Annotated in this window: 14 protein-coding genes and 1 riboswitch; of the genes, 5 read left to right on the top strand and 9 right to left on the bottom strand. The window is 36.5% G+C overall.

What is annotated here, in order from left to right:
• Positions 1-8: 8 nt before the first annotated feature.
• Positions 9-2,204 carry a TonB-dependent receptor gene (locus tag QOX35_RS12845; protein ID WP_283687258.1) on the bottom strand — a complete coding sequence of 732 codons (2,196 nt, stop codon included), beginning with the start codon at positions 2,202-2,204 and terminating at the stop codon, positions 9-11.
• Positions 2,205-2,253: 49 nt separating this feature from the next.
• Positions 2,254-2,449, bottom strand: a riboswitch (cobalamin riboswitch).
• 68 nt (positions 2,450-2,517) lie between these two features.
• Between QOX35_RS12845 and QOX35_RS12840 the strand changes: the two genes are divergently transcribed.
• From QOX35_RS12840 to QOX35_RS12830, 3 genes are all read left to right on the top strand, one after another.
• Positions 2,518-3,861, top strand: a complete 1,344-nt coding sequence (locus QOX35_RS12840) for a cobyrinic acid a,c-diamide synthase CobB (RefSeq protein ID WP_283687345.1) — start codon at positions 2,518-2,520, stop codon at positions 3,859-3,861.
• 199 nt (positions 3,862-4,060) lie between these two features.
• Positions 4,061-4,933 (top strand): endonuclease/exonuclease/phosphatase family protein, encoded by an 873-nt coding sequence (locus QOX35_RS12835; protein ID WP_283687257.1) that lies wholly within the window; start codon positions 4,061-4,063, stop codon positions 4,931-4,933.
• 139 nt (positions 4,934-5,072) lie between these two features.
• On the top strand, positions 5,073-6,296 hold the full coding sequence (locus tag QOX35_RS12830) for a GNAT family N-acetyltransferase (protein ID WP_283687256.1): 1,224 nt from the start codon (positions 5,073-5,075) through the stop codon (positions 6,294-6,296).
• Positions 6,297-6,429: 133 nt separating this feature from the next.
• Here QOX35_RS12830 and QOX35_RS12825 read toward each other — a convergent pair whose 3' ends face one another.
• Complete coding sequence (locus QOX35_RS12825) at positions 6,430-6,975, bottom strand: NAD(P)H-dependent oxidoreductase (protein WP_283687255.1); 546 nt, start codon at positions 6,973-6,975, stop codon at positions 6,430-6,432.
• Between the two features lie 77 nt (positions 6,976-7,052).
• Between QOX35_RS12825 and QOX35_RS12820 the strand changes: the two genes are divergently transcribed.
• Positions 7,053-7,406, top strand: coding sequence for a winged helix-turn-helix transcriptional regulator (locus QOX35_RS12820; RefSeq protein WP_135106284.1), 354 nt, complete (start codon positions 7,053-7,055; stop codon positions 7,404-7,406).
• Between the two features lie 64 nt (positions 7,407-7,470).
• Here QOX35_RS12820 and QOX35_RS12815 read toward each other — a convergent pair whose 3' ends face one another.
• The 6 genes from QOX35_RS12815 to QOX35_RS12790 form a co-directional block, all read right to left on the bottom strand.
• On the bottom strand, positions 7,471-7,887 hold the full coding sequence (locus QOX35_RS12815; protein WP_283687254.1) for an NUDIX hydrolase: 417 nt from the start codon (positions 7,885-7,887) through the stop codon (positions 7,471-7,473).
• Positions 7,888-8,322: 435 nt separating this feature from the next.
• On the bottom strand, positions 8,323-9,525 hold the full coding sequence (locus QOX35_RS12810) for an SGNH/GDSL hydrolase family protein (RefSeq protein WP_283687253.1): 1,203 nt from the start codon (positions 9,523-9,525) through the stop codon (positions 8,323-8,325).
• Entirely contained in the window at positions 9,525-10,655 is a 1,131-nt protein-coding gene (locus QOX35_RS12805) for a glycoside hydrolase family 43 protein (RefSeq protein WP_283687252.1), read from the bottom strand. Before QOX35_RS12805 ends, QOX35_RS12810 begins: the two co-directional genes overlap by 1 nt.
• A 9-nt stretch (positions 10,656-10,664) precedes the next feature.
• Entirely contained in the window at positions 10,665-12,521 is a 1,857-nt protein-coding gene (locus tag QOX35_RS12800; protein WP_283687251.1) for an alpha-1,3-galactosidase-related protein, read from the bottom strand.
• A gap of 9 nt (positions 12,522-12,530) precedes the next feature.
• The gene (locus QOX35_RS12795) at positions 12,531-14,108 is read right to left on the bottom strand and encodes a beta-N-acetylhexosaminidase (protein WP_283687250.1); all 1,578 of its coding nucleotides are present in this window, start codon (positions 14,106-14,108) and stop codon (positions 12,531-12,533) included.
• A gap of 5 nt (positions 14,109-14,113) precedes the next feature.
• Positions 14,114-15,964: a right-handed parallel beta-helix repeat-containing protein gene (locus tag QOX35_RS12790; RefSeq protein ID WP_283687249.1), complete on the bottom strand. Its 1,851-nt coding sequence runs from the start codon at positions 15,962-15,964 to the stop codon at positions 14,114-14,116.
• 330 nt (positions 15,965-16,294) lie between these two features.
• Here QOX35_RS12790 and QOX35_RS12785 point away from each other — a divergent pair, with 330 nt between their 5' ends.
• Positions 16,295-20,245 (top strand): hybrid sensor histidine kinase/response regulator transcription factor, encoded by a 3,951-nt coding sequence (locus QOX35_RS12785; RefSeq protein ID WP_283687248.1) that lies wholly within the window; start codon positions 16,295-16,297, stop codon positions 20,243-20,245.
• A 353-nt stretch (positions 20,246-20,598) separates the two neighbouring features.
• On the opposite strand, the gene QOX35_RS12780 is transcribed toward QOX35_RS12785, so the two are convergent.
• Positions 20,599-22,737, bottom strand: coding sequence for a SusE domain-containing protein (locus QOX35_RS12780; protein ID WP_283687247.1), 2,139 nt, complete (start codon positions 22,735-22,737; stop codon positions 20,599-20,601).
• Positions 22,738-22,739: the final 2 nt, after the last annotated feature.

Below are 22,739 nucleotides of genomic sequence, written 5' to 3'. Positions count from 1 at the left end.
AAACAGTCTTACTTACTAAACTTAATTTTCAGGCTGGCATAAAATGTACGTCCGGGTGATAAAGTCGCATAATTGCGGTTGAAAGGTTTATCATCTACAAAGTCAAAGATATTTTCAATACCTAAACCCGGTTCAAACACAAGACCATTTATACTCTTGAATGTATGACGTGTAGCAAAGTTCCATAATTGATAAGCACGTGCATCATCACCATCGTCATAATATCTACGGCTTTGCAAGCGTCCGTTTAAATTAAAATTTGACTTGAATAACCCGAAATCTTTAAACCAATTCAGGTTAACATTTCCTGTATGACGACTTATACGTTGAAGACGCTTACCTGTATCTAGGTCTTTGGCATTCACATAACTATACCCTCCTCCTAAGGTAAGGTTATAACCAAGGTATGAATTAAAAGTAAAGTCTACACCTTGAATACGAGATCTTCCGATATTATGATACGATGATTTCTTATTATATCCTTCAGCTATTTCTTCGGGTGTTAATTCGATTTCATAAGTATCGATTTTGTTTTTCAGATTGTTAATATAGCCAGTAACAGCCAATGAAAGGAAATCTTTTATATATTCAGCATTGACAGAGTAATAGATTGAACTTTCAGGCTTCAAATCTTTATTCCCTACACTTAAAGTAGTTTTACCTTTGCTCGTAACTTCAGTTTTCATGAATAGCTGCTTCAATTCAGGTGTTTTGAAACCTGTAGCATATGATACTCTGAAATTGAAATCATGAAGAGTATACATTGCGCTGACTTTAGGTGTGACCCTATTTTTGAAGGTTTCATTGTATATATATCTGACCCCGGGAACAATATTCAGCTTTCCGAAAAGATTTATTTCATCCTGAGCATAAAAAGCCAATGTATAAACATTTCTGGAACCTCCGATGCTATCTGCCGGAGCATATAGGTTGTCTATCTTGTACTCTGAACCTACAGTTACTTTATTGAACTTTCCGGCGTTGAATGTACCTTTCAGATTTATATTATTGTACTTCTGCCTTCTCACAAATTCTTCATCTCCGGGCATAAATGTGACACCGTTTTTGTCTTTGGTTTCTTTCAGGTAAGCTTTAAAGTATTCGAAACGGTCAGTATTCCAGTCTAATGCAATCAAGCCATTATTTTTCAGTAAATACTTTGCACCGGCACCAAATGAATAGTCGACGTATTTCATATCGAACCCATAAGCACTTACGGGGCGTTTAAATTTTTTGTCGAAAAGACTTCCCTCTACATACATGCTCAATTCTTTTGTCGCCTTATAACCAAAACGTTGGCTAAAAACATCGGAATAGAAGCGTAACATAGCTTGTTTATCCGTATCTACTTCTTTATCGTTTATTATTTCCTTTTTATTTAGTTGCCATCCGTCAGCCTGATTCCGCTGAAAAGAAGTAGACGAAGAGAAGCCCCCAACATTCAGATATAGATTAGCATTTTGAGTAAATTGTCCATACTCTGAGAAGCGTGTCTCTGTAGAAAAATTTACTAAGTCTTTTGGTTTATTGGTTATAATATTAATAACTCCCGCTATTGCATCCGAACCATACAAAGAAGAAGCAGCTCCTTTCAGAACTTCTATCCGCTTGATATTTCCCATATCAATGCGATTCAAGTCTACGTTACCTCCGACATCGCCACCAAGTTTTTTACCATCAACTAACACTAGTATATATCTATTGCTTAATCCATTTAGTTGCATGTACGATCCCATTGCATTAGGAGTAAATGACATGGAAGGATTCAGAGCAATCATAGCGTTTTCGAATGTAGGAATATTCGTGTTTTGGAGTTCCCTCTGAGAAATAACATCTATTGCAACGGGTGAGTTTTTAAGTTTGTTGATTGTGCCGGTACCTGTTACTACTACTTCATTCAGTTTAAGAGGTGAATGTTTCATCCGAATAAGGATGTTGTCATTAGATCTGTTTATTGTCTCACGAGCTCCATTATAATCCAGTGCACTAATTCTTAGAAGATTATTACCTTCCGGGATTTTTTCAAGACTAAACTCTCCCTTCAAATCTGTGGATGTTCCAATGGTTGTGTACTCAATCCATACGCTGGCACCAGCGATCGGCTTTTCATTTTCATCAACGACTCTTCCGCGCAAGCTCAACTGAGCGAACGAAATACTTGCAATACAGCATAGCAATGCTGTTAGCATAATTCTTAGTTTCATTAAAAAAGAAGTATAATGTTAGTTAATTATATTCCTGACCCCGGGAATATCTATTAATTTATGCTAGGCAGGTTTCCTGACTTGTTCCATTTTGAGAGGCCTTCCCATCATTGTGACAGTGGCAGTGGTGATACTCAAAATTTTATGGAATTCACAGTAGCGGGCACTGTTTCGGATTCTGACCGAATTCCCTTTTATGCAACAGACGAATGTCTGAATACATCACCTAAGCGGCTTCAAAGGTAATTGAAAAAAAATAGGATTAAAAAGAATTCTTAAAAAATATATTTTCTTGGTAAAATTCATTTCATTGATGGCTTTTTATACTTTTGCTGAAAATAAAACCAGATTACTCATGAAAGTGATTTCCAGTTTTCTCATAGCTGCGCCAAGCTCAGGTTCAGGAAAAACAACAGTTACTTTAGGCTTATTAAGAGCATTAAAGAATAGAGGTCTTAAGGTACAACCATTTAAGTGCGGACCTGATTATATAGATACGAAATATCACGATATGGCTTCTGGCAATAAATCTGTCAATCTGGATTTATTCTTATCATCAGAGAATCACGTCAGATATCTGTACTCAAAATACGCATCAGGAAGTGATGCTTGCATTACTGAAGGAGTGATGGGGCTATTTGACGGATATAACAAAATGAAAGGAAGTAGTGCCGAAATTGCAGGATTATTGGATATCCCTGTTGTTATGGTTATAAATGCCAAATCTATGGCATATTCAGCAGCTCCATTATTGTATGGATTCAAAAAGTTTTATGAAAAGATAAATGTTATAGGAGTAATTTTTAACTATGTAGGATCCGAAAGCCATTATAAATTTCTCTCGGATGCTTGCCACGATGTTGGTATAGTTCCACTAGGTTATCTGCCTAAAAATGAAAATCTCAGTGTGCCTTCACGTCATTTAGGATTAAGTATCGATCAAGATTTTCTTTTAGATGACTTTGCTAATATTGCCGCATCAATTGTAGAAAAACATATTGATATTGATAAATTGTTATCATATACGCAAGTTGAGTTAGGAAATTCAGAACCGCAGCGAATTAACGAACATGCTTCTCGGAGTCTGAAAATAGCAGTTGCAGCCGACGAAGTTTTCAATTTTATGTATCATGAAAATATAGAATATTTAAGAAAAATAGGAGAGGTGACCTTCTTTAGTCCTTTAACAGACAAATATTTGCCAAAGTCAGATTTTGTTTATTTCCCGGGAGGATATCCTGAATTATATGCAAAACAGCTAAGCGAAAATAAACTGCTACATAAGGCTATTAAGGATTATGCGGAAAATGGAGGTAATATTCTTGCAGAATGTGGTGGAATGATGTATCTGTCTTCATCTATCGCAGATAAAGATGGTATAGAATATCCAATGGTAGATATTTTCAAGCAAAAGGCTTCAATGGAAAACATGAAGCTTAAATTAGGATACCGTCAATTTGAATATAATAGTATAACTATTAGAGGACACGAATTTCATTATTCACATATTGAAAATAACATGGAAAGTATAACACAGCAGTATAATGCAAAGGAGGTTCCCGTAGATACAAAGCTATTACGCTACAAAAATGTAATTGCAGGATATACTCATATATATTGGGCTGAGATGGAGAATTTGTTACATTTATTTAAGTGATAAAAGTGTAGTTTGTATCAAGTGCACCAACTCTGATGATTGGTTACAACTCATAATAACATAGTTTATCATATGTATCGATATATAAGTTTTTTTATCAGTTCTATTGCATAAACCGTTATAGAAAGTTATAATCTGAGAATATATCATCAAGAAATTATATTTACTTATTACCTTTAATTCTCAAATTAATTTAATAATGAAACAAATTTTTATTAGTGCAGTATTATTCATGACTGCCCTTACTCTAAATGCACAAAAATTTAATGTCGGAACGTATAATGTTAGAAATGACAATTCATCCGATGTGGGTAATATGTGGAAAGATCGCTTTCCGTATATTGCAAAGTTAGTACAGTATCACGATTTTGATTTCTTTGGAACTCAGGAAGCTTTACCGAATCAATTAAAGGATATGAAAGTTGCTCTACCCGGTTATGATTATTACGGGGAGGGAAGAGATGGTAACGGACAAGGGGAGCATTCCGCAATATTTTACAAAACAGACAAATACAGATTACTGAGTAATGGAGACTTCTGGTTGTCTGCAACCCCTGATGTACCTTCTAAAAGTTGGGATGCTCCTTGTTGTAATCGTATTTGTACATGGGTTGAATTACAGGATATCAAATCAGGTAAGAGCTTCTTCGTTTTGAGTGCTCATTATGATTATGAAAAAGATTATGCACGCAACGAAAGTAGTAAATTGATATTAACAAAAATCAAAGAAATAGTAGGGGATAATCCCGTGATATTTATGGGAGACCTAAATGGAGGAATGGATAGTTCTTGGGCTCAGCTTCTTAATAACTCGGGAGTCTTAAGAGATACCTATTATGATGTTGAACAACCGTATGCCAATAACTCTTCATATAATGCTTGGGGAAAGCCTCTTGAAGAATTAGACAATTTAGATAGAGCTATTATAAGCAACAACGAAATATTAGATCATATCTATTTCAGTAAGCACTTTAAGACAAAAAGATGGGGAATGTTAACTGATACTTATAATATCGGTAAATTTCCATCAGATCATTTTCCGATATTAGTAAATGCAGAATGGGCTAATTAGGCTAAGTTTAAAGGAAAGAGATCGGAATATTTATTTATTTTTGTCCTCTTACAGTGTAGATATAATGTAAACATTTTTTTTCTGTATCCTGTTAAATAAGAAGACTTAAGATCTTTGTATAAATAACATAATTCCAGTTATGGAAAGAAACAAAATAAGGGAGCGTTTAATCTTAAAACCTTTTGGCTTAGAATATATAGACCAATTTAATGAACTGTTGCGTTATGTATTTCAGGTAACTAATAACGATATCCTGCAAAGTGGATATAAGGATGGCGAGATTGTAAAGTCTAAACGTCCCATTCTCAAGAATGCAGATGTTATTGGATGGTTTAATGATGATCAGCTAGTCTCTCAATTATGCATTTATCCCTGTCAAGTAAATATTCATGGAAAAAAATTTTCAATGGGAGGGTTAACAGGAGTAGGCACATATCCTGAATATGCAAACCTTGGTTTGATGAATGATCTCATAAAATCAGGTCTACAAATAATGAAAAATAAAGGACAATGGATCTCTTATCTGTATCCCTATTCTATCCCTTATTATCGGCGTAAAGGGTGGGAGATAATGTCCGATCATTTGACTTTTACAATAAAAGATAGCCAGATACCCAAAAACATTGCGGTAAAAGGCTTTGCTGAAAGATTATCTGTTAACCATCCGGATGTAATCTCAGTCTATGATAAATTTGCACGGAGCAACCACGGGGCTTTAATACGAGCTACACAAGAGTGGGAGGAATATTGGAGATGGGAAAATGAAGAGGAAAGAACCGCGGCTGTTTATTATGATAAAGATGACATTCCGCAAGGATATATCTTATATTGGATAGAAGAAGATATATTTCATATCAAAGATATTATATATCTAAATCAAGAAGCAAGAATAGGTCTATGGAATTTTGTCTATGCTCATTACTCAATGATAGAAGAGGTACAAGGAAATATATACAAGAATGATCCTCTTCACTTCTTTTTGGATGATGGACAGATACAAGAGACAATCGAACCTTATTATATGGCTAGAATAGTTGATGTGATTGAATTTCTTAATAATTTTCCGTTTAAAAACCTGGATGTATTTACTCCTTTCCACTTTGTAGTTTCCGATTCGATTGCAGAATGGAATAGGGGAGCGTTTGGCTTAGTTAAAAATGATAAAGACAGGCTTACTCATACAAGTGAAGCTGTAGGTAAGCCTGTATATCTCGATATTCAAACATTGACAACTATGCTTATGTCGTATCGTAGTCCTTCATATCTGCATCGGATTGAACGACTTCAGGCAGATAATGATATCGTTGAAGTCCTAGAACAAATAATACCAGATAATCAACCGTATTTTTCTGATTATTTTTAATTACTTTTTCTATAATAATTGAAGCTTTATATCTCTTACTTGACTTGCTTTCTATTACACTATGAGATATGATTTAAGTAATAGGCCTGACAAGAGTTATTCACAATTTTGCATATAGAGTTGCTAAACTTTTTTACTGCATTTCAGACAATAGAGATATTAGTTTTTCCGCATGTCTTTCAGCCCTGTTTTTTATTTCATACTCACCATAACCGGACACACCGGATGTTCCATGAAAATATACAGGGTCAATGTAATTCATTTGTGCAAAATATGCTGTCTGTTCGAGATTTTTACAAAATTCTAAAACCCGAAAATGATGCTTTTGAAGTGTTCTGTACTGGTCTTCAAATGCACCTACGGTAAAACTCGGTACAAAATTCTTTCCTTTCAATTTGTCACCTTGTGAACCGTAAGCAAACTGATGAACAAATACATAGTCAAACCACTGCTTTAAGATTGCAGGCATATTGTACCAGTAAAACGGATACTGAAACACGACTGTATTGTGCCTCAACAAAGCGTCCTGTTCGGCTTGCACATCAATACTAAAGTCAGGATAAAGAGCGTGCAAGTTTCGAATTTCTATATCCAAATTACTTTTTTGCAATCGTTCTACAATAGTTTTATTTGCTATCGATTTATTAAAATTGGGATGAGCTAAAATAAGTAATGCCATACTATAATAATTTTAGTTGCAAAACTAATTATAGTAATTTACCTTGCAATAACTATCATAATGGATAGGTTGGATATATGGCAAAGAATATTGAATTTAATGGAAAAATGTATCATTGCACAGTCAGTTTGGCAATGGATATGATTGGAGGAAAGTGGAAAGTAGTGATATTATATTACTTAAAAGATGGAGAAAAGCGTTATAGCCAATTGCGAAAGGAAATGCCGGATATAACCGAGATGACATTGAGCCTCCAATTGAAACAACTGGAAGAAGTGGGATTGATATCAAGAACTGTATATGGAGAAAAGCCTCCAATAAAAGTTATATACAAACTCACTCCATTTGGACATACCTTCGTGCCTGCTCTCGAAGCGATAAACAACTGGGGACATACCGTAGTCAGAGAGAAGTGTGAGGCTGTCGATTAGAATATATTGTATTTAGTAAATTTATCTCTTTATAAGAACAATATTTTCTGTCAGGGACCTCTCTTTAGATTACTAATCCATCAGCCTTTAGTCTTTTAAATATCTGAAGTACACCTATAACTTGTGCAGGTTCCTGTTCATAGCTATAACTATCAAAAAACTTGATAGCTCCAATCTCATTATTCGGCGATATATTTTCGTGCAGTTCGTATAAATAACAATCTTGCTCCATTATCAGATTTTCGTCTTCACCATATGCGGGCGCAGTAATATGGCAATAGTATTTTAGCAACTTAACATCTATTTTGAGATTTAGTTCTTCCCATATTTCTCTCACTAAAGATTGTTGAGGTAATTCATCAGTCTCAATTTTTCCTCCGGGCAAATACCATGCTCTTTTATTATTACTATATGCTAGGAGCAGCTTGTCATTTTTTATAACAAGAAGCCCTACAGTACGAATAAATTTTATTTTACACATATTTCTCTAACCCTTTTTGTTTTATTTCTGAGATGGAATTATAATTTATTGTCTTCAGGACTGTTTGCCTATTTCGGAACATCCGATCCCATGTACTATCCTTTGTCAATATCACCCATAACAGGATCACAGAAATAACGTATTTCGGGTTTCAATGTTTTTATTATTCTTACAAAATTAGCTATTATTTTGACTTGTTCAGCAGAGCCGATAAAACCTATGATAATGGTTGCGATCTTCTTTATTGGTACTAAAGGTGGTATGATTATGCTCGGAAAAGATTTTGAAAATATTATAGACTGCAAAACTTTAATAGCAGTAAATAATATAAAAAATAAACAATGAAGCGGTTAGATATACTTCTTCCGTTTGCCATAAACATGGTCAAAGGAGAAGAACATATTGAAGCTTTTATTAGCTAGTGATGTTTTACAATTACTTTATGCCTTTGATTGCAAGATAGTGTAACAACTCTTTTGACCATATGAGATATGCAGCCTCGGTGAGATGTGTGCCGTCTGTTGTATATTCAGCCTTTAGGCTTTGTTCTGAAGCTAAGATAGGATTCAAATTGATTACATCGATATCCTCTTTTTCGCAATAGCTAACTATCCTATTGTTGATATAATCTATCTTTTGAGCCAAAGATAGATTATTGTGTGTATAAAGCGTTAGTAGTATCACAGGTTTTATTCCGCCTTTTATTAAGTTATTAATGATCTGTATTTGATTTTGATATATAACATCGGGGGCTATATTGTTGAACAAATCATTTATGCCTGCCATCACAAAACATATTTTGGGGTGCGTATCAATAACAGTTCTATCCATATGCCATAGCATCTGTCCTGTTGTATATCCTCCTTGACCGGCATTATGAGTATCGTTTCTATTCAGTCGGGCATTCCAATTTCCTCCGCCTGCTGTAAGGGAATTTCCCAGCATCACAATTTTTATTTCTGAATGAGAGTTTTTCATTATATTGTCAATAGCACTACTGGTTAGGTTGTGTGCGGTAGAAAGAGGTACAAGCCTGTTTTCTTTCAGAGCAATAACATCATCTATAAATGCAGCTATATTATTAGCGAATAGTGAGAGACCGCTATTATTAAGCATAAATCCATCATCCGAAATTTCCGGGAGTAATTCTCCTTCATGAGCTAGCCCCTTTTCTGCCGAATAATAGTATATTTCGTTTTGTGCTGCATAAGATTCTAACTCTCTGTTCAGTTGATATATAGAGGAGTTGATAGCTACATGATTTCTTACAGGAAGCGTAGCTATTATAATTGGCTTAATATTGTTCTTTATCATCTCAGAGCATAAATATTTGTATGCTCCCGATATATCTTTCACCGAAAGCTGCAAAAGTATATCAGGCAGTCCCCCGTATAGAATACAGAATTCGGGTTTCTCTCGCAGAAGCCTTCTGTCCAATTCCCAGCCTTGTTGACTAACAAGGAAACTTTTGACGCTGGCATCAACTACATCAAATTTGGGCAAGGAGGTTGTCCAATTAATATTACTGCCTTCTCCATTGGTCAGTACACCAATCTTTATTTTGTCCTGAGCATCTATTGTTTGCGGTAATGCCAACAACAATAAGGCAACTATAAAAACTTGATATAGGTATTTCATTACTCTTCTATTTTCCATTTATCATTCCATCTGATAGTGAAACGGTCTCCGTCAAATGTAATGGGTAACCATATATATCTTCCATCTATTGCGTTTTTTGGATTCCATCTATCACCCATATAGATATAGGTGTCAGGCTTACCCTGAACAGGTAGAATATAGGTGCTTTGCGAATGGAAGGTTGTTTGTGTTGTATCTCCTATACAGGGATCTCCAAATTCCTTCCATTCTCCAAATATATTGTCCGATACGGCCGAACGTGCTTGATTGGGGTTCCAACCGGTGCATCCCGACATCATCAGATAATATTTGCCTTTGTGCTTGAACATTGCCGGAGCCTCCATGAAGCGTCCAGCAAAGAATCTTCCATATTTGCCTGTATGAGACAAATAATCATCCGAGAGTTCGGCAATATGTAAAGTGCTGTTTTCTTCCGAAGAGTAGATATGATAGGCTTTGCCGTCATCGTCAACAAATAAAGTCATATCGCGAGCCATCTGTCCTTCTTTCATATCTCTTCCTAATATATTGAGCGTATCTACATTTCCGGGTAAGCTTCCTCCATCGAAACTCAGATTGAGAGCTGGACTGTCCAATTTATGTATATCCAGAACATTCAATGGATAATGACCCGCATTAGGGCGTACAGCTTTTATATAAGTATACGGCCCTGTTACATTATCGCTTATAGCAACAACACTCAGAGCACCTTTATATCCTTTTCCTTTAGGCTCGAGATGAAACCACATTATATATTTTCCTGTCTTTTTGTTTTTTATTACTTTGGGTCTTTCGAGAATACAACCTTCCTCTATATCACTGCCCGACGAGGAAGGCATTACAGCCAAAGCTATGCCCTCGTCTGTCCAATCATACAAATCCGTAGATGAATAACAATGTACTCCTACATTAGCCAAATTGCCATTTTCTCCTTCGGTTTTATGCTCTCCAAACCAATAATATACACCATTATCGAATAGAATACCTCCTCCATGCGCATTGATATGTATATTATTGTTGTCCACCCATATTGCGCCGGGGGTGAAGTATTTGTTCGTTACAGATTTAGTTGAGCATGCCGAAAATAATATTAAAGCAGTAATTGTGATTGTATATATGGTTTTCTTCATAATTAGTTATTATTGTTGGTAAAAGAACGTATTGGGTTTATTCACAATATCTTTTTTGAAACCTTTTTGCTTCTTCAGAACAACATTTTTACATTCCGAAGCACTTACCTCTACATCTCGATTACCTTCGAATGAATTGCCTTCAATAGCTACACTATTACAGTTTTGAACGTCTATAAATGATAAACCTTCAAAGATTGGTTTGTAATCGTTAGTTTCTACAAACTTATTGTTTTTTATTATAAGTTCGTTCACACTCAGGGCATATATGACCTGAGAATCGAATGTTTTTATCAGATTGTTCTCGAATACAATTTTACCATGATAGTAGCCTTTAGATCTTTCGGACTTCGATATTTCCGGCGAAATTTGCAATACCGATTGTGGTGCTTCACCACCTTTGCCCATATTCACGAATGTGTTGTTTCGGATCACGACATCTGTTACATATCCCGATTCAAACCAAGAATTGGCATCACCCGCAATAATGATTCCTGCCATCATAGAATCAAAATAGTTGTCTTCTATCAAAACCGGTTTTGGCGTAGATATTAATATGCTCCGCGCTCTGTTATTTTTCACTGTACAGCGTTGCATCACTAAAGATGCTGTATTTGTTATATTTTCTACGGCCAGATGCATAGATTTGTCTACTGAGGGCAATGGCCTTTCAGTGTGGATTATCCAATAGTCATCATTTATAATGTTTACTTCCTTTACAACGAATCGGCTCACCGGTAATAGACTCGTACGATCCACCAATTGTAGCGTGTCGCCGATTGAAGCAAATGAGAATCCTTCTTGCTGCAAGTGTCCGAATTGTAGGGCGATGCAATCATCCGACAGAAATTCGTTTACGATCATATATGTTCCATGCACATTGGTGGCATCATCCAGCATGTTCTCGAAGATGCAATCGTCGAACCGGATGGTTCCACGGCAATTCACAAAGTGCGTAGCATCAGCCGATGCTGATATATAACGCCCCGAGCCTTCACGCAATTTTACATTGAATTTTTTCAGAGTCACATTTTCAGTATTCTCTCCAATGAGAGCCATTGCTCCTGCCATATAAATATTTATGTTGGATAAGTTGATGGCAGACGATGAATGCAATATTATGCCCGGTACTATTCTGTTTTTCTTGTATGGACCTTTATCTATGTAGATTGAACCAATCGGTGGTACTTCGACCGCTTCAAAACCAGAGAGACGGATAGTATGATTGCCTAAATCCTGGGCTATGAGTTCTCTTTTCCAGTCGAGATGTAGGTATTTAGATGTATAGTAGTAGGGAGCGTTTGTTGTTGGGTCGAAAACAATATTTTGCCCTAATGGTTGAGACCAATCGTAACCGTTGTAAAACATTCGTGTTCCTTTTACTTCATATTTGATATCTTCTCTTAATTTTATATCGATACTTTTGTTGATCGGATTGTTTGCCACAACCTTACCTTCGAGTATAAATGAAGTATTGTAATCGATATTAATACCCGATACAGACACATCAGAGCATCTATTGATGTAGAATGGCACAATTGATCCATGAAACAAAAATTCAGTGCCATTTCCTCTGATTTCGACATTTTTCATTTCATTGAGATAGAAGGCAATCTTTTTGTATCCATTGTCGTTATTCGAAACGCTGACAAACATTCCTTTTGCCTTTTCGGGATAGAAATTATACACTCCTTTTTCGAATTCAAGAAGCAGATTCCCTGTTTTATTTTGTTGCAGAACCTCTAAAACAATAGACGTGTAATCATTTCTGCCATCGAGTGGTATTTTTACAACAGTTACCCTTTGTGTACACGAAGCAGCCAGACTCGCGCAAACGCAAATTATTAACGCTAAAACCTTATTCATACCTTATATTTATTTTTTCGAATTTACTTCGGATAATGGAGCGATATTGTACCCTTTATTATGCCATCTGTTAATAAAAAAATCTAATCCTTTTTCGAACCGGTCATAGTTTTTTCTATCGTTGCTGGTCCAGCCAACTTCGGCATATGCAGCTATACGTGGATAAGTTTGATATTCCACTTCTTTTTTTGATGGAGTCCATTCTCCCCACATTTGGCAGCCTAATCCTAATATCTGCTCTTTTTGTTTGGCTGTAAAAGTATCCGGCGCTGGGTTAAAGCTGTATGCTTTGGGCAGGTCTATCAGTTCGTAGGTGTAATCCAGATATGTATATTCGTGATTAGAGTTGACCAACTGATAGCTTCTTCTGATTGCTTCATACAGATTTTCGGGAGTTCCTTTCCAGAAATGAATAATGGCTTGTGGCGATAGCTCTGTTCTGGCGTTTTCAGCTGTAGACCAATCGTGTACATTAGCTCCTAATATTTCATTCCAGCCCATCATACGTTTGCCCAACGAATCAGCTATGAAATTGGATATGTCGTTCGTAAATTTTACTTGTACATCGCTATATGTGGTTAAGTTATATTCTTTCATATATCGGGTCACTTTCGGCGAGTTTATCCATTGGTCATATTTTACTTCGTCACCTCCTATATGGATTACATCTGAGGCGAATAGGGCGGAGACCTCTTTCAAAACATCGTGTAAAAAACCGATTACTCGGCTATCAGCAGGGTTGAATACGGTTTGTACGACTCCAAATTTTTCGGGAACTTTTATCTTTTCATTCAATGTCCCCAACCAAGGGTAAGCTGCAACTGCCGCCGAAGCATGGCCGGGCATGCTGATCTCAGGGATAATAGTGATGTATAGCTTCTTCGCATAATCGACGACTTCTTTTATGTCTTCCTGAGTATAAAAGCCTTTATGAACTTTGCCATCAAAAATTTCACTAGCCCATTTTTTGCCATTGCTGTTTACTTGCGAACTATCGCGTACAGATCCTATTTCGGTCAGAAGAGGATATTTTTTTATCTCGATACGCCAACCTGAATCGTTGGTCAGATGCCAATGGAATTTGTTGAGCTTGAGTAAGGCCATTTCGTCCAGTAATTGTTTTACGGTTTCTTTTCCCTGAAAATACCTGGCTTCGTCAAGCATGTAGCAACGCCATTGGAACGCAGGCTTATCATCGATAACTAAACATGGACATTGCTTATCCTTTATCAATTGTCTTAGGGTTTGGATACCATAGAAGATACCATTTCGAGTAGAAGCTTCGATCTTGATTTTCTTTGGAGATATCGTGAGCCGATACGCCTCGTTATTCCTATCTATTTTACCACTTATCTTTAGCTCTATAGCAATTCCTCTAGTATTGGGTAATAGAGCAAAATCTGAAATGAGTACATTCTTCAGATAATCTTGATTTTGCTTTTCTCCTTTAATATTAAAGCCAAGAGCTAAATTGCAAATGCCATCTTTCATTTTTATAGATTGCGGATAGGGAATTATGTCTATATCTGTTGCCTTAGCCATCACCATGGTTAAAAGAAATAGAATTGCAAGTAATATTCTTTTCATATCATTTATTTATCTTCTGTTATTGTCAATTTAGTTCCGAATTGAGAAATATCCGTAAGACGCATGTGTTTTATCATAATATTTTTCCCGGGGAAATCATTAGAGAATCTATTGCCTCCAACCGTTACTTTGCGACAACCATCGAGGTACAAGTTTGTTTTCCGATAGAATTGAGGGTAAGTGTTTGTCTTTATTAATTCATTGTTAGTAAAGCTAAGATTATTGACCGAACGGGCAAATAGAATAGAATAGTCGTAATGTCTAAAAATATTCTTCTCGATACGTATATTATGATGATATGCAGGAAAATCATCTCCGGATGGACGAACTGAAGGAGTTATAGATATAACGGCTTCGCCCCATCCCCATGGATTGTCTTGAATATTATTACCCGATGTATAACAATCCTCGAATACATTGTTTCGGATCACCACATTCTTTACAGCACCCGATTCGAACCACAAATCTGTATCTCCTTCGATGAGAATGGCAGCTCCGGCAGAACTGAAGTAATTATTTTCGATGAGTATATTCGCCGGTGTTGTTACTAAAATCGATCGTGCACGATTCTTTTTTAGCATTTTGCAATTGCGAACAGTAAGGGTAGGGGTACGGTCTTTATTTTCCAGAAGGTCACCTGTTTTTACTTTGCCTATTATCGAGCGATCGAATGTAAGAATATAGCCTTCCAGTTTGTTCTTTTCATCATATTGAGGATGCTGTGTCATCACTCTTAGCTTATAATTACGCTGCATTGTAGCAGAATCCAAAGCCCATGCATTCGCTTTGGGGTCGAAGCCTATATATCTTCCATTAGGGGCAACCATGACAGTCTTACTGTCTAGTATTTTAGAGACTTTGGCATACATTCCGTGTATGTTCATAAAGTCGTCACCCGCACCACTCACCGAGCAATTATCGAAGAGGATATGGCCTTTACATCCGTTGAAGTGCGTTGCATCGGCTATGGTACTAAAGGCTCTGCCTTTCGTTTCATTATTTATGATGTGCACATTTAGCAGGCTGATATTTTCGCTCTTATATCCATGTACACCGCAGCTCAGAGTGTGGTATATGTTTATGTTTTCCAGCTTGGTGTCGATACTTTCTTTCACCTCTATTCCATTTGTAATATATGTGCCGTGGAAAAACACAACTATCGTTCCGTTTTTGGGCTTTATCAAGGGTTTGAAATGGAAGCGAACCACATTTTCACCTAAGCAGCTAACTTTGGCATTGTATAGATCATTTCCCAAGGGACGGTCGCGAGTTTGATAAATAATATTTTTAGTATCTTCATCATACAGATTGGTGTATTGAGGTACAATTCCGTTGCGCCATCCTTCGCCCAAGAACCAGATAGAATCATTCACTATTTCGTAAGGATATTCCTTTTTGTCAATAATCACATCCATATATTCGTCTGTAGTTTTTATTATCTTAGCTTGAGAGTTGTATGGACGGTCCCAATCTATATTGAAATTCTTTAGATGGATATTACTGGACTTATAGATATAGAAAGGCATTACTTTTCCATGAAAGATAAAATCGGCACTGTCTCCGTCTATCGTAACATTTTTCATCAGCTCCAAATCGAATGCAATTGTAGCTTTGTCATTACTCTGGTTGACTGGGTCTGCATAGAAATCGTATCGTCCCCTTTCGAATATCAATGTTAGTGATTTGTGATTTTTGTTATCTTCTAAAAGTCTTTTTAAAAGAGGGATTGAGTTTTCTTTATTATTGGGTCGAATACCATATTCCGAAACCTTTATAGTATGGCTACTTACATGGATAGATATGCCGGCTAAAAGAAAAAAAACGGTCAGGACAATCCTGTTTTTTTTGTTATTCATGATTATATCTACTCTAAGGTTTTTTATAATGTATACTTGAGTTTTCTCTAAGCTTCGGAAACAAATGTATTTACATAACGCCCTATACTCTATACCTATGAGTATAAAAAGTATATATAAAACTAAGTGTAATATAGGGGTATGTGTAAATTAAACAAATATGCACCTACTCTAAACAAATATATATAAATGTGTTTTATGTATTCCGAATCTATATTCTATCTTTAGTACCTAAGATTTTGTACATACAATATCTGTTTTTAATTCTCTTTTCCGATTTTTAGTCGGGTTATAAGTAAGAATGCATTTTTGTTCATTTAACCTACTTACATGAAGATCATAATTTTCCGAAATTGCATTACGCTCTTCTTTTTCTGTCTCACTATTTGCTTATCGGCTCAGGTAGATGACGTGATAAAGAACTATATCCATATTAGCAAAAATGATGGCATAGTCAATAATAATGTGACCACTATATCAGATGATATCTATAAGCGGATATGGATAGGAACAGCCAAAGGCTTGAATATATACGATAGTAATCATCTTACTACTATTCAGCGATATTCGGGTTCGTATATCTATTCGCTGTATGATACAGGTAAGGAAATGCTAATTGGAACCCAAGGATATGTAGAAGCATATAATTATGATTTAGGAACATTTTCGCGTATAACATGTGAAGAAAAGGATATAGAATATACATCATCTATTTTTCGGTACAACGATCAGGTTATACTTGTAGCCAATGGTTCTATTTATAGTTTCGATGAAGGGAAGCTGAGTCTGATAAAGAAGAATGTGCCATACCATATAATGAGTGTAGACAAATTTGGTAGTATGTGGGCATTACATCGCGAAATGGTTTATAAAATAGACACAAAATTCAATATTATAAAATCCTATAAACTTACGAGTTCCGACCATTCTCCATTGATAGGAATCTGCTTATACCCCGATTCGAAAGGAACGATATGGATTGGTACTGTAAAAGATGGGCTTTATCGGTATAATCGAGCTTTTGATGATTTCAGAAAAGAAAACTTGATGTCGGCCTATAATATCAACGAAGTAGAGAATATCGGCAGTATAAATGAGGATAGATACGACCGCCTGTGGATTGGGCACAATAGCGGCATAGCTGTGTATGACTATAGCAACAACTATTTCAAAAACTATATGCTTGAGAATAGCTATAATATAACCTTGACCACAACTATAACAAATATATATAAGACGAAAGATCAGAATATGGTTCTCGGAACCTTTTTTACAGGATTCTTTTATATCAAAGAACTAAACTCCAATATACAGTTCAGTAATCTTGCCGACTTCAGTAAAAAGACGGGGGTCGTCACAGCCAATGGTATCGTAAAAGATAAAAGCAATCGTCTTTGGGTAGGAACCAATTGCATGGGAATAAGTCTTCTGGATGCAAAAGGAGAACTGATAAAGCATATAAACCATAGTAATGCTGAAATAAATGACAACATTGTTTCTCTTGAATTGGATGGGATGGATAATGTTTGGGCCGGATCGCTATCCACAGGGTTATACAAAATTGGATCGGGTGGAAATATAACTCATTATATCAATCAGCAAAACGATCAGACATCGCTTGTCGGTAGCAAAGTATATGCCCTATATTCACTCAATAGCGATAGCCTGATTGTTGCCAGCAACAAAGGTGTAGACGTATATATGTATGGTAAAAATATTTTCTCCAATATAGTAGGTGCTACATCCCAAGATTATGCATTTTCGGATATTTACCAATATAGAAATTATATTTATATAACAGACCTGTACTCATTTTTTCGTTTCGACATAAAATCGGGTAAAGTCGAAAAATTCAATTATCCACAATATCAGGACAATCAGTTTCAGTGTAGCTATGTAGACCGGCAAGGTCGTTTGTGGATTGGTACGGCCAAAGGGGAAATTTTGTTATTTGACAATGACACTCTCACCACTTATATTTCAGACAAAAAGATGCTCTATAATAGTATTTCCAACATTCAAGGAGATCGTAGTCAAAATCTGTGGTTGACCTCAGGTAATGAAATATTTCGAATTACGCCAGAGAAAAAAGTAAGAAGAATAAATTTGGCATGGGGATTGGGAGAGAATGAATTTAATGTACGGTCTTCTTATATTGACAAAGATGGAGTTATCTACTTTGGCACGACAGATGGGTTAATTAATTTTCGTCCTCAAGATATAGTTATACAAGACAAACAGCCCCCCGAGCTTTATATTTCAGACTTCCGTCTATTCAAAAACTCGGTTATACCCGGAGAATCGGATATATTGGAAAAGCATATAAATAACACGAAGAAAATAACTCTCAATAACCATCAAAATTTTATTTCATTCCTCGTTTCCAGCATCGACTTCACTCCTGATCAGGGCATTCCCTACAAGTGTGTATACATGCTCAAAAATCTTGACAGTGATTGGTATGAGGTAAATCCGGCATCAAACGAAATTACTTTTACCGGTCTTTCAACAGGAAAATATATCCTTCATATAAAATTAATAACAGAAGATGGAGAAACTTTGGCTACAAAGGAAATAGAAATAAATGTAAGGCCTCCATTCCTGCTTAGTTGGCATATGATTGTATTATACATCATCCTATTATCTGGTATTTTATGGCTTATAAGTGGATTTGTTAAGAGGCAGCGGCAAACGAAAGAAATTATCAACAAAGCTAAACGCAAACAAGACGAATTGACCAGATTGAACTCTTTGAAGTTAGACTTCTTTACTTATATTTCTCATGAATTCAAAACACCGTTAGCCATTATCTCGACACTCCAAAACGAAATAATACCTATTAGTAACGAGCCGGATAGCGACAGCAATATCTTCAAGCGGAATGTAAAACGTCTCGAATATCTGATCAATCAATTGATGGATTTCCGCAATATGGAGTCTCAGCATGCTTCGATAAAGATAAAGAAATACGATATAATAACTTTTGTCGAAGGTATTTATGAGGCCTTTACTCCGCTATATAAACATAAGGAAATAGATCATCAATTTGTAACCGAAATAGACTCTCTCCCTATGATGTTTGATGCCGACAAGGTGGAAATGTTGGTCGGCAATTTGTTGAGTAATACATTCAAACATACTCAGCAAGGAGGAAGGTGCTATCTGAAAATACAAAGAGAAGAAAACGTTGTAGTTATCGATATTTTCAATAGTGGAGCTTGTCTCTCCAATGAGCAAAAATCCATCATCTTTGAGCCCTATTATCGTACAGATACTTCCAGTACTTATCCCAATAGCGGTATAGGTCTGGCTATTGTAAATAGTATTGCCAAACTGCTGAATATAGAACTGTCGGTATTGGCTGTAGAAAACGAGGGGAATATATTCAGAGTGAGGATCCCTATTAGCCAAGATGATAAAATGGAGATTAGCACGTCGTCTAACGGAAATAATATTCTGGATCAGATTATAGATAATACGATGTATATAGAGGAACAAACTAACCTGTTCAATGAAAACAGCTCTACGAAATTTCAGATACTAATAGTTGATAATGATAGCGATACACGAAAAATGCTTCGAAAGAAATTACAAGACTATTTTCATGTATTGATAGCATCCACCGCCAAAGAGGCTCTGTTGTTATTGAAATCTCAGAATATGGATCTTATTATCAGCGATATATATATGCCCGAAATGGATGGATATGACTTCTGCCGTCAGGTGAAGAGCAATCCGAAGACTCAGCATATACCAGTATTTCTAATCACATCCGAGCTATCCGGCGAGGCCAGGATGAAGGGATTTCAATCGGGAGCGGATGCATTCTTGCAAAAGCCAATTAATATTCAGGAATTGATATTGCGACTCGATAATATATTGAGAAGAAAAAATGTTCTTCGCGATTATTATTCGGGTCTTAATCAATTAACTATCGATAAGACAGAGGTTAATAATGCAGACGAGATATTTATAAAGGAGCTGACCGAATATATAAATGAAAACCTCACCGACCCCGATCTTTCGGTTCATCAACTAGTACAGCATACAAACATTAGCCGTACTCAATTATATCTGAATATCAAGCGGTTGACAGATCAGACGCCCTCTCAGTTTATACTGAATATTAAGATGACCAATGCTAAGCATCTGCTCTTGTCCACCGATCTAACCTCATCTGAAATATCATACAAACTGGGGTATTGCAATCCGAATCATTTCAGCCGTCAATTTAAGGAGTTCTACAGTGTTTCTCCTAGCGAGTTCCGTAAACAGCAGTAAACAGTTATTAGTTATTCTATTATCTGTATCCTTCTAATCGTAGCGAAGAATCTCTTTCTTTTTGTAGGAGAAAAGAATCGTTCGCCCGAAAAGTACACTTTCATGTAACCCTGATGTAGTTTAAATTACCTCCCTTATTATCAGCCAGTTTATCACTTACAAGATAACAGAACTAAAAGACGAATATAAAAAAGGTGACAAAAGTGACACTTTTCAGCATGTTTTTTATTGTTACTTTTTTTCGTATCGCTATCAAAAAAGCCTTTTAGTATAGATAAAAAAAATCCGTTTTCTTTCAATCCTTATTGCAAAAAAGATTGAAGAAAACGGATCTTCTATTATTTATAAGATCGTTAATTCGTATTCCTTACACAACGCACATTCACCATTTTCGAAGCTGTGCCATCTCCTTCGCTCCATGGACGAGACAGATAGTGCCATGGAACAATGTCATCCGAATTCCAATCAAATACCTCTACCATGTAGGCTGTCGTAGAAGAGCCTACAGTCGTTGTCCAATATCCGGATTTGCCTCCACTGTCGGCGTTGTCGGGGGCACCTACATTGCCATGCCAGAATACCCCTCCGGGAACTAAATTCAAACCGCTACTATTTGTCACTTCCCATTGATTATTCCAATACTGTGTCGATTTCACTTTCTTGGCCGGATTCGGAGACAAAGTGCTTATCAAGGCATTCCAGTCTGCAAGTGTGGATACATGCCATCCATCAGGGCACACACCTTGTATAATACTGTTCTCGCTCGAACCTGCCGACTGCCACGTACGCAGTGCTGTAGGCCATGTATAATATTGCCCAATCACATTCGCATCTGTTACAGCACCTCCCGTATAGGTTTTCGAAGCCAAATCTACAGTAGTGAAGGCTGTGCCATCGCTGTATTTGGTAGCTCGCAAGTTTGCTCCCATCCAGAAGTTATTCCCTATTTTCGTCACCGGATATGTTTGTGGAAAAGAGGCGTCTCGTTTGTCTACCAATGGTTTTATCATACCTGTCAATTTCATGTTATGTATGTCCGATGGTTCGGTCATTACAGCTACAGTTGTTACTATTCGCCAATAAACAGTTTTGGTCCAATACGAAGCTCCTAAGTCCGATAGCATATCGTCAAGCAGACTGTGAGTGAAACCGACTGTTTTGTTCGTTGTTAGTTCCTTCACTTTCGAGTGCGTCATATCAGCGTTCAAACTGTATTCTATGGCATACGTAACTCCGGTTGCCGAACAATCCCAATTAACTGTAGTAAGGTTTGTTGTCGGTGTCGATACATTGAGAGTATAGGCCGTTGCATCAGTAGGTAATGCTGTCAATTTGATTTTAGGAGCAGCCGTTACCGCCAAAAAGCGTCTTACAGTAAAAGTTCCGGTATGTTTCGAAACAGCGCGTAAAGGATCGTTTGGAATAACCTCCCAATACATTTTCTTTTTTTGTGATGCAACCATTTCAAATTTTTGTTCTAATAGTTGATCAAAATCTATTTGTGAAATTGAATATGATTTATTGCTTCCGGCATCGAATTCCACCGATACATTCAACTCTTTATCATATACTTTCACTTTGTAGCTTACTCCTGTGGTATCACATGACCATTTAAACTGGAACATATCTGAAGCACTCTCTAAAGCAAGTAATACTGTACTGCCTTCAGCAGGCGTTGTCAAAGTCACCTGAGCCGGATCGCGGGCAAAACGTCTTATCGAAATCTCTCTTTCGGCACTATTTTCAATTGGATTGTTCAAATTCCCTGTTCCTTTAACTCTCCAATAGAGCGGAATACTCTGACCTAGTGCTACTCCATGATTTTTGAGCATGTCATCGAAATATTTATTTGAGAATTCATGTGATTTTTCTGATCCATTTTCTATTTGTATCACATTATCGAAATTGCTATCGAAACTCATTTCCAGAACATAATCTTTCACTTCTGTTTGGCAAGTCCAACTAAATGTTATAAGATTCTCTGGATTAGCCTTGTCTAATGTCAGTTCAGCCAAACTGGAGGGACTATCCAACATGATTACATTTGTAGGTAAATCGCAACGGGTTATCGTCAACTTCCTGATCTCGTCACACCAGCCGGCTTCCTGATCTACAACATCTATAGACCAGTAGACTGTATGTTGTTCTCCTATACCAATATTCATCGAACTTAGTATAGAATCTACTTGCATGGTTGTGAGATAGAAGTCTGTTTTAATTCCTGCTGCTACTTCTACTTTCTGAGTACTCATATCTTCGCTCAGGCTGAATACAAGGTTGTATTCAATATAGTTTCGCTTCGACTCCCACGAAAAACGATAGAGCGAGTCGGGCTTTTGGTAATTTAATACCCATGTGGTATCCTTTGAAGGGTATTTGAGAAAAACAGGTTGTCGCCCAACTTCATAAAAATCGTTTTCGGTATTGCAGCTTACCAATACTATGAGAATACCGGTAACTGCCAAAATTGCATTTCTTATCATTTTATTCATGA

Source organism: Dysgonomonas sp. Marseille-Q5470 (assembly GCF_951230145.1).
Taxonomy (GTDB): domain Bacteria; phylum Bacteroidota; class Bacteroidia; order Bacteroidales; family Dysgonomonadaceae; genus Dysgonomonas.
Note: the sequence above shows the minus strand (reverse complement) of the source record. Positions and strands in the feature narration are given on the sequence as shown.

Coding starts and splice junctions, on each gene's coding strand:
- QOX35_RS12840 (WP_283687345.1), top strand. CDS start 2,518: ATGGCTTTTTATACTTTTGCTGAAAATAAAACCAGATTACTCATGAAA.
- QOX35_RS12800 (WP_283687251.1), bottom strand. CDS start 12,521: ATGAATAAGGTTTTAGCGTTAATAATTTGCGTTTGCGCGAGTCTGGCT.
- QOX35_RS12845 (WP_283687258.1), bottom strand. CDS start 2,204: ATGAAACTAAGAATTATGCTAACAGCATTGCTATGCTGTATTGCAAGT.
- QOX35_RS12790 (WP_283687249.1), bottom strand. CDS start 15,964: ATGAATAACAAAAAAAACAGGATTGTCCTGACCGTTTTTTTTCTTTTA.
- QOX35_RS12830 (WP_283687256.1), top strand. CDS start 5,073: ATGGAAAGAAACAAAATAAGGGAGCGTTTAATCTTAAAACCTTTTGGC.
- QOX35_RS12820 (WP_135106284.1), top strand. CDS start 7,053: ATGGCAAAGAATATTGAATTTAATGGAAAAATGTATCATTGCACAGTC.
- QOX35_RS12780 (WP_283687247.1), bottom strand. CDS start 22,737: ATGAATAAAATGATAAGAAATGCAATTTTGGCAGTTACCGGTATTCTC.
- QOX35_RS12815 (WP_283687254.1), bottom strand. CDS start 7,887: ATGTGTAAAATAAAATTTATTCGTACTGTAGGGCTTCTTGTTATAAAA.
- QOX35_RS12825 (WP_283687255.1), bottom strand. CDS start 6,975: ATGGCATTACTTATTTTAGCTCATCCCAATTTTAATAAATCGATAGCA.
- QOX35_RS12795 (WP_283687250.1), bottom strand. CDS start 14,108: ATGAAAAGAATATTACTTGCAATTCTATTTCTTTTAACCATGGTGATG.
- QOX35_RS12785 (WP_283687248.1), top strand. CDS start 16,295: ATGAAGATCATAATTTTCCGAAATTGCATTACGCTCTTCTTTTTCTGT.
- QOX35_RS12810 (WP_283687253.1), bottom strand. CDS start 9,525: ATGAAATACCTATATCAAGTTTTTATAGTTGCCTTATTGTTGTTGGCA.
- QOX35_RS12805 (WP_283687252.1), bottom strand. CDS start 10,655: ATGAAGAAAACCATATATACAATCACAATTACTGCTTTAATATTATTT.
- QOX35_RS12835 (WP_283687257.1), top strand. CDS start 4,061: ATGAAACAAATTTTTATTAGTGCAGTATTATTCATGACTGCCCTTACT.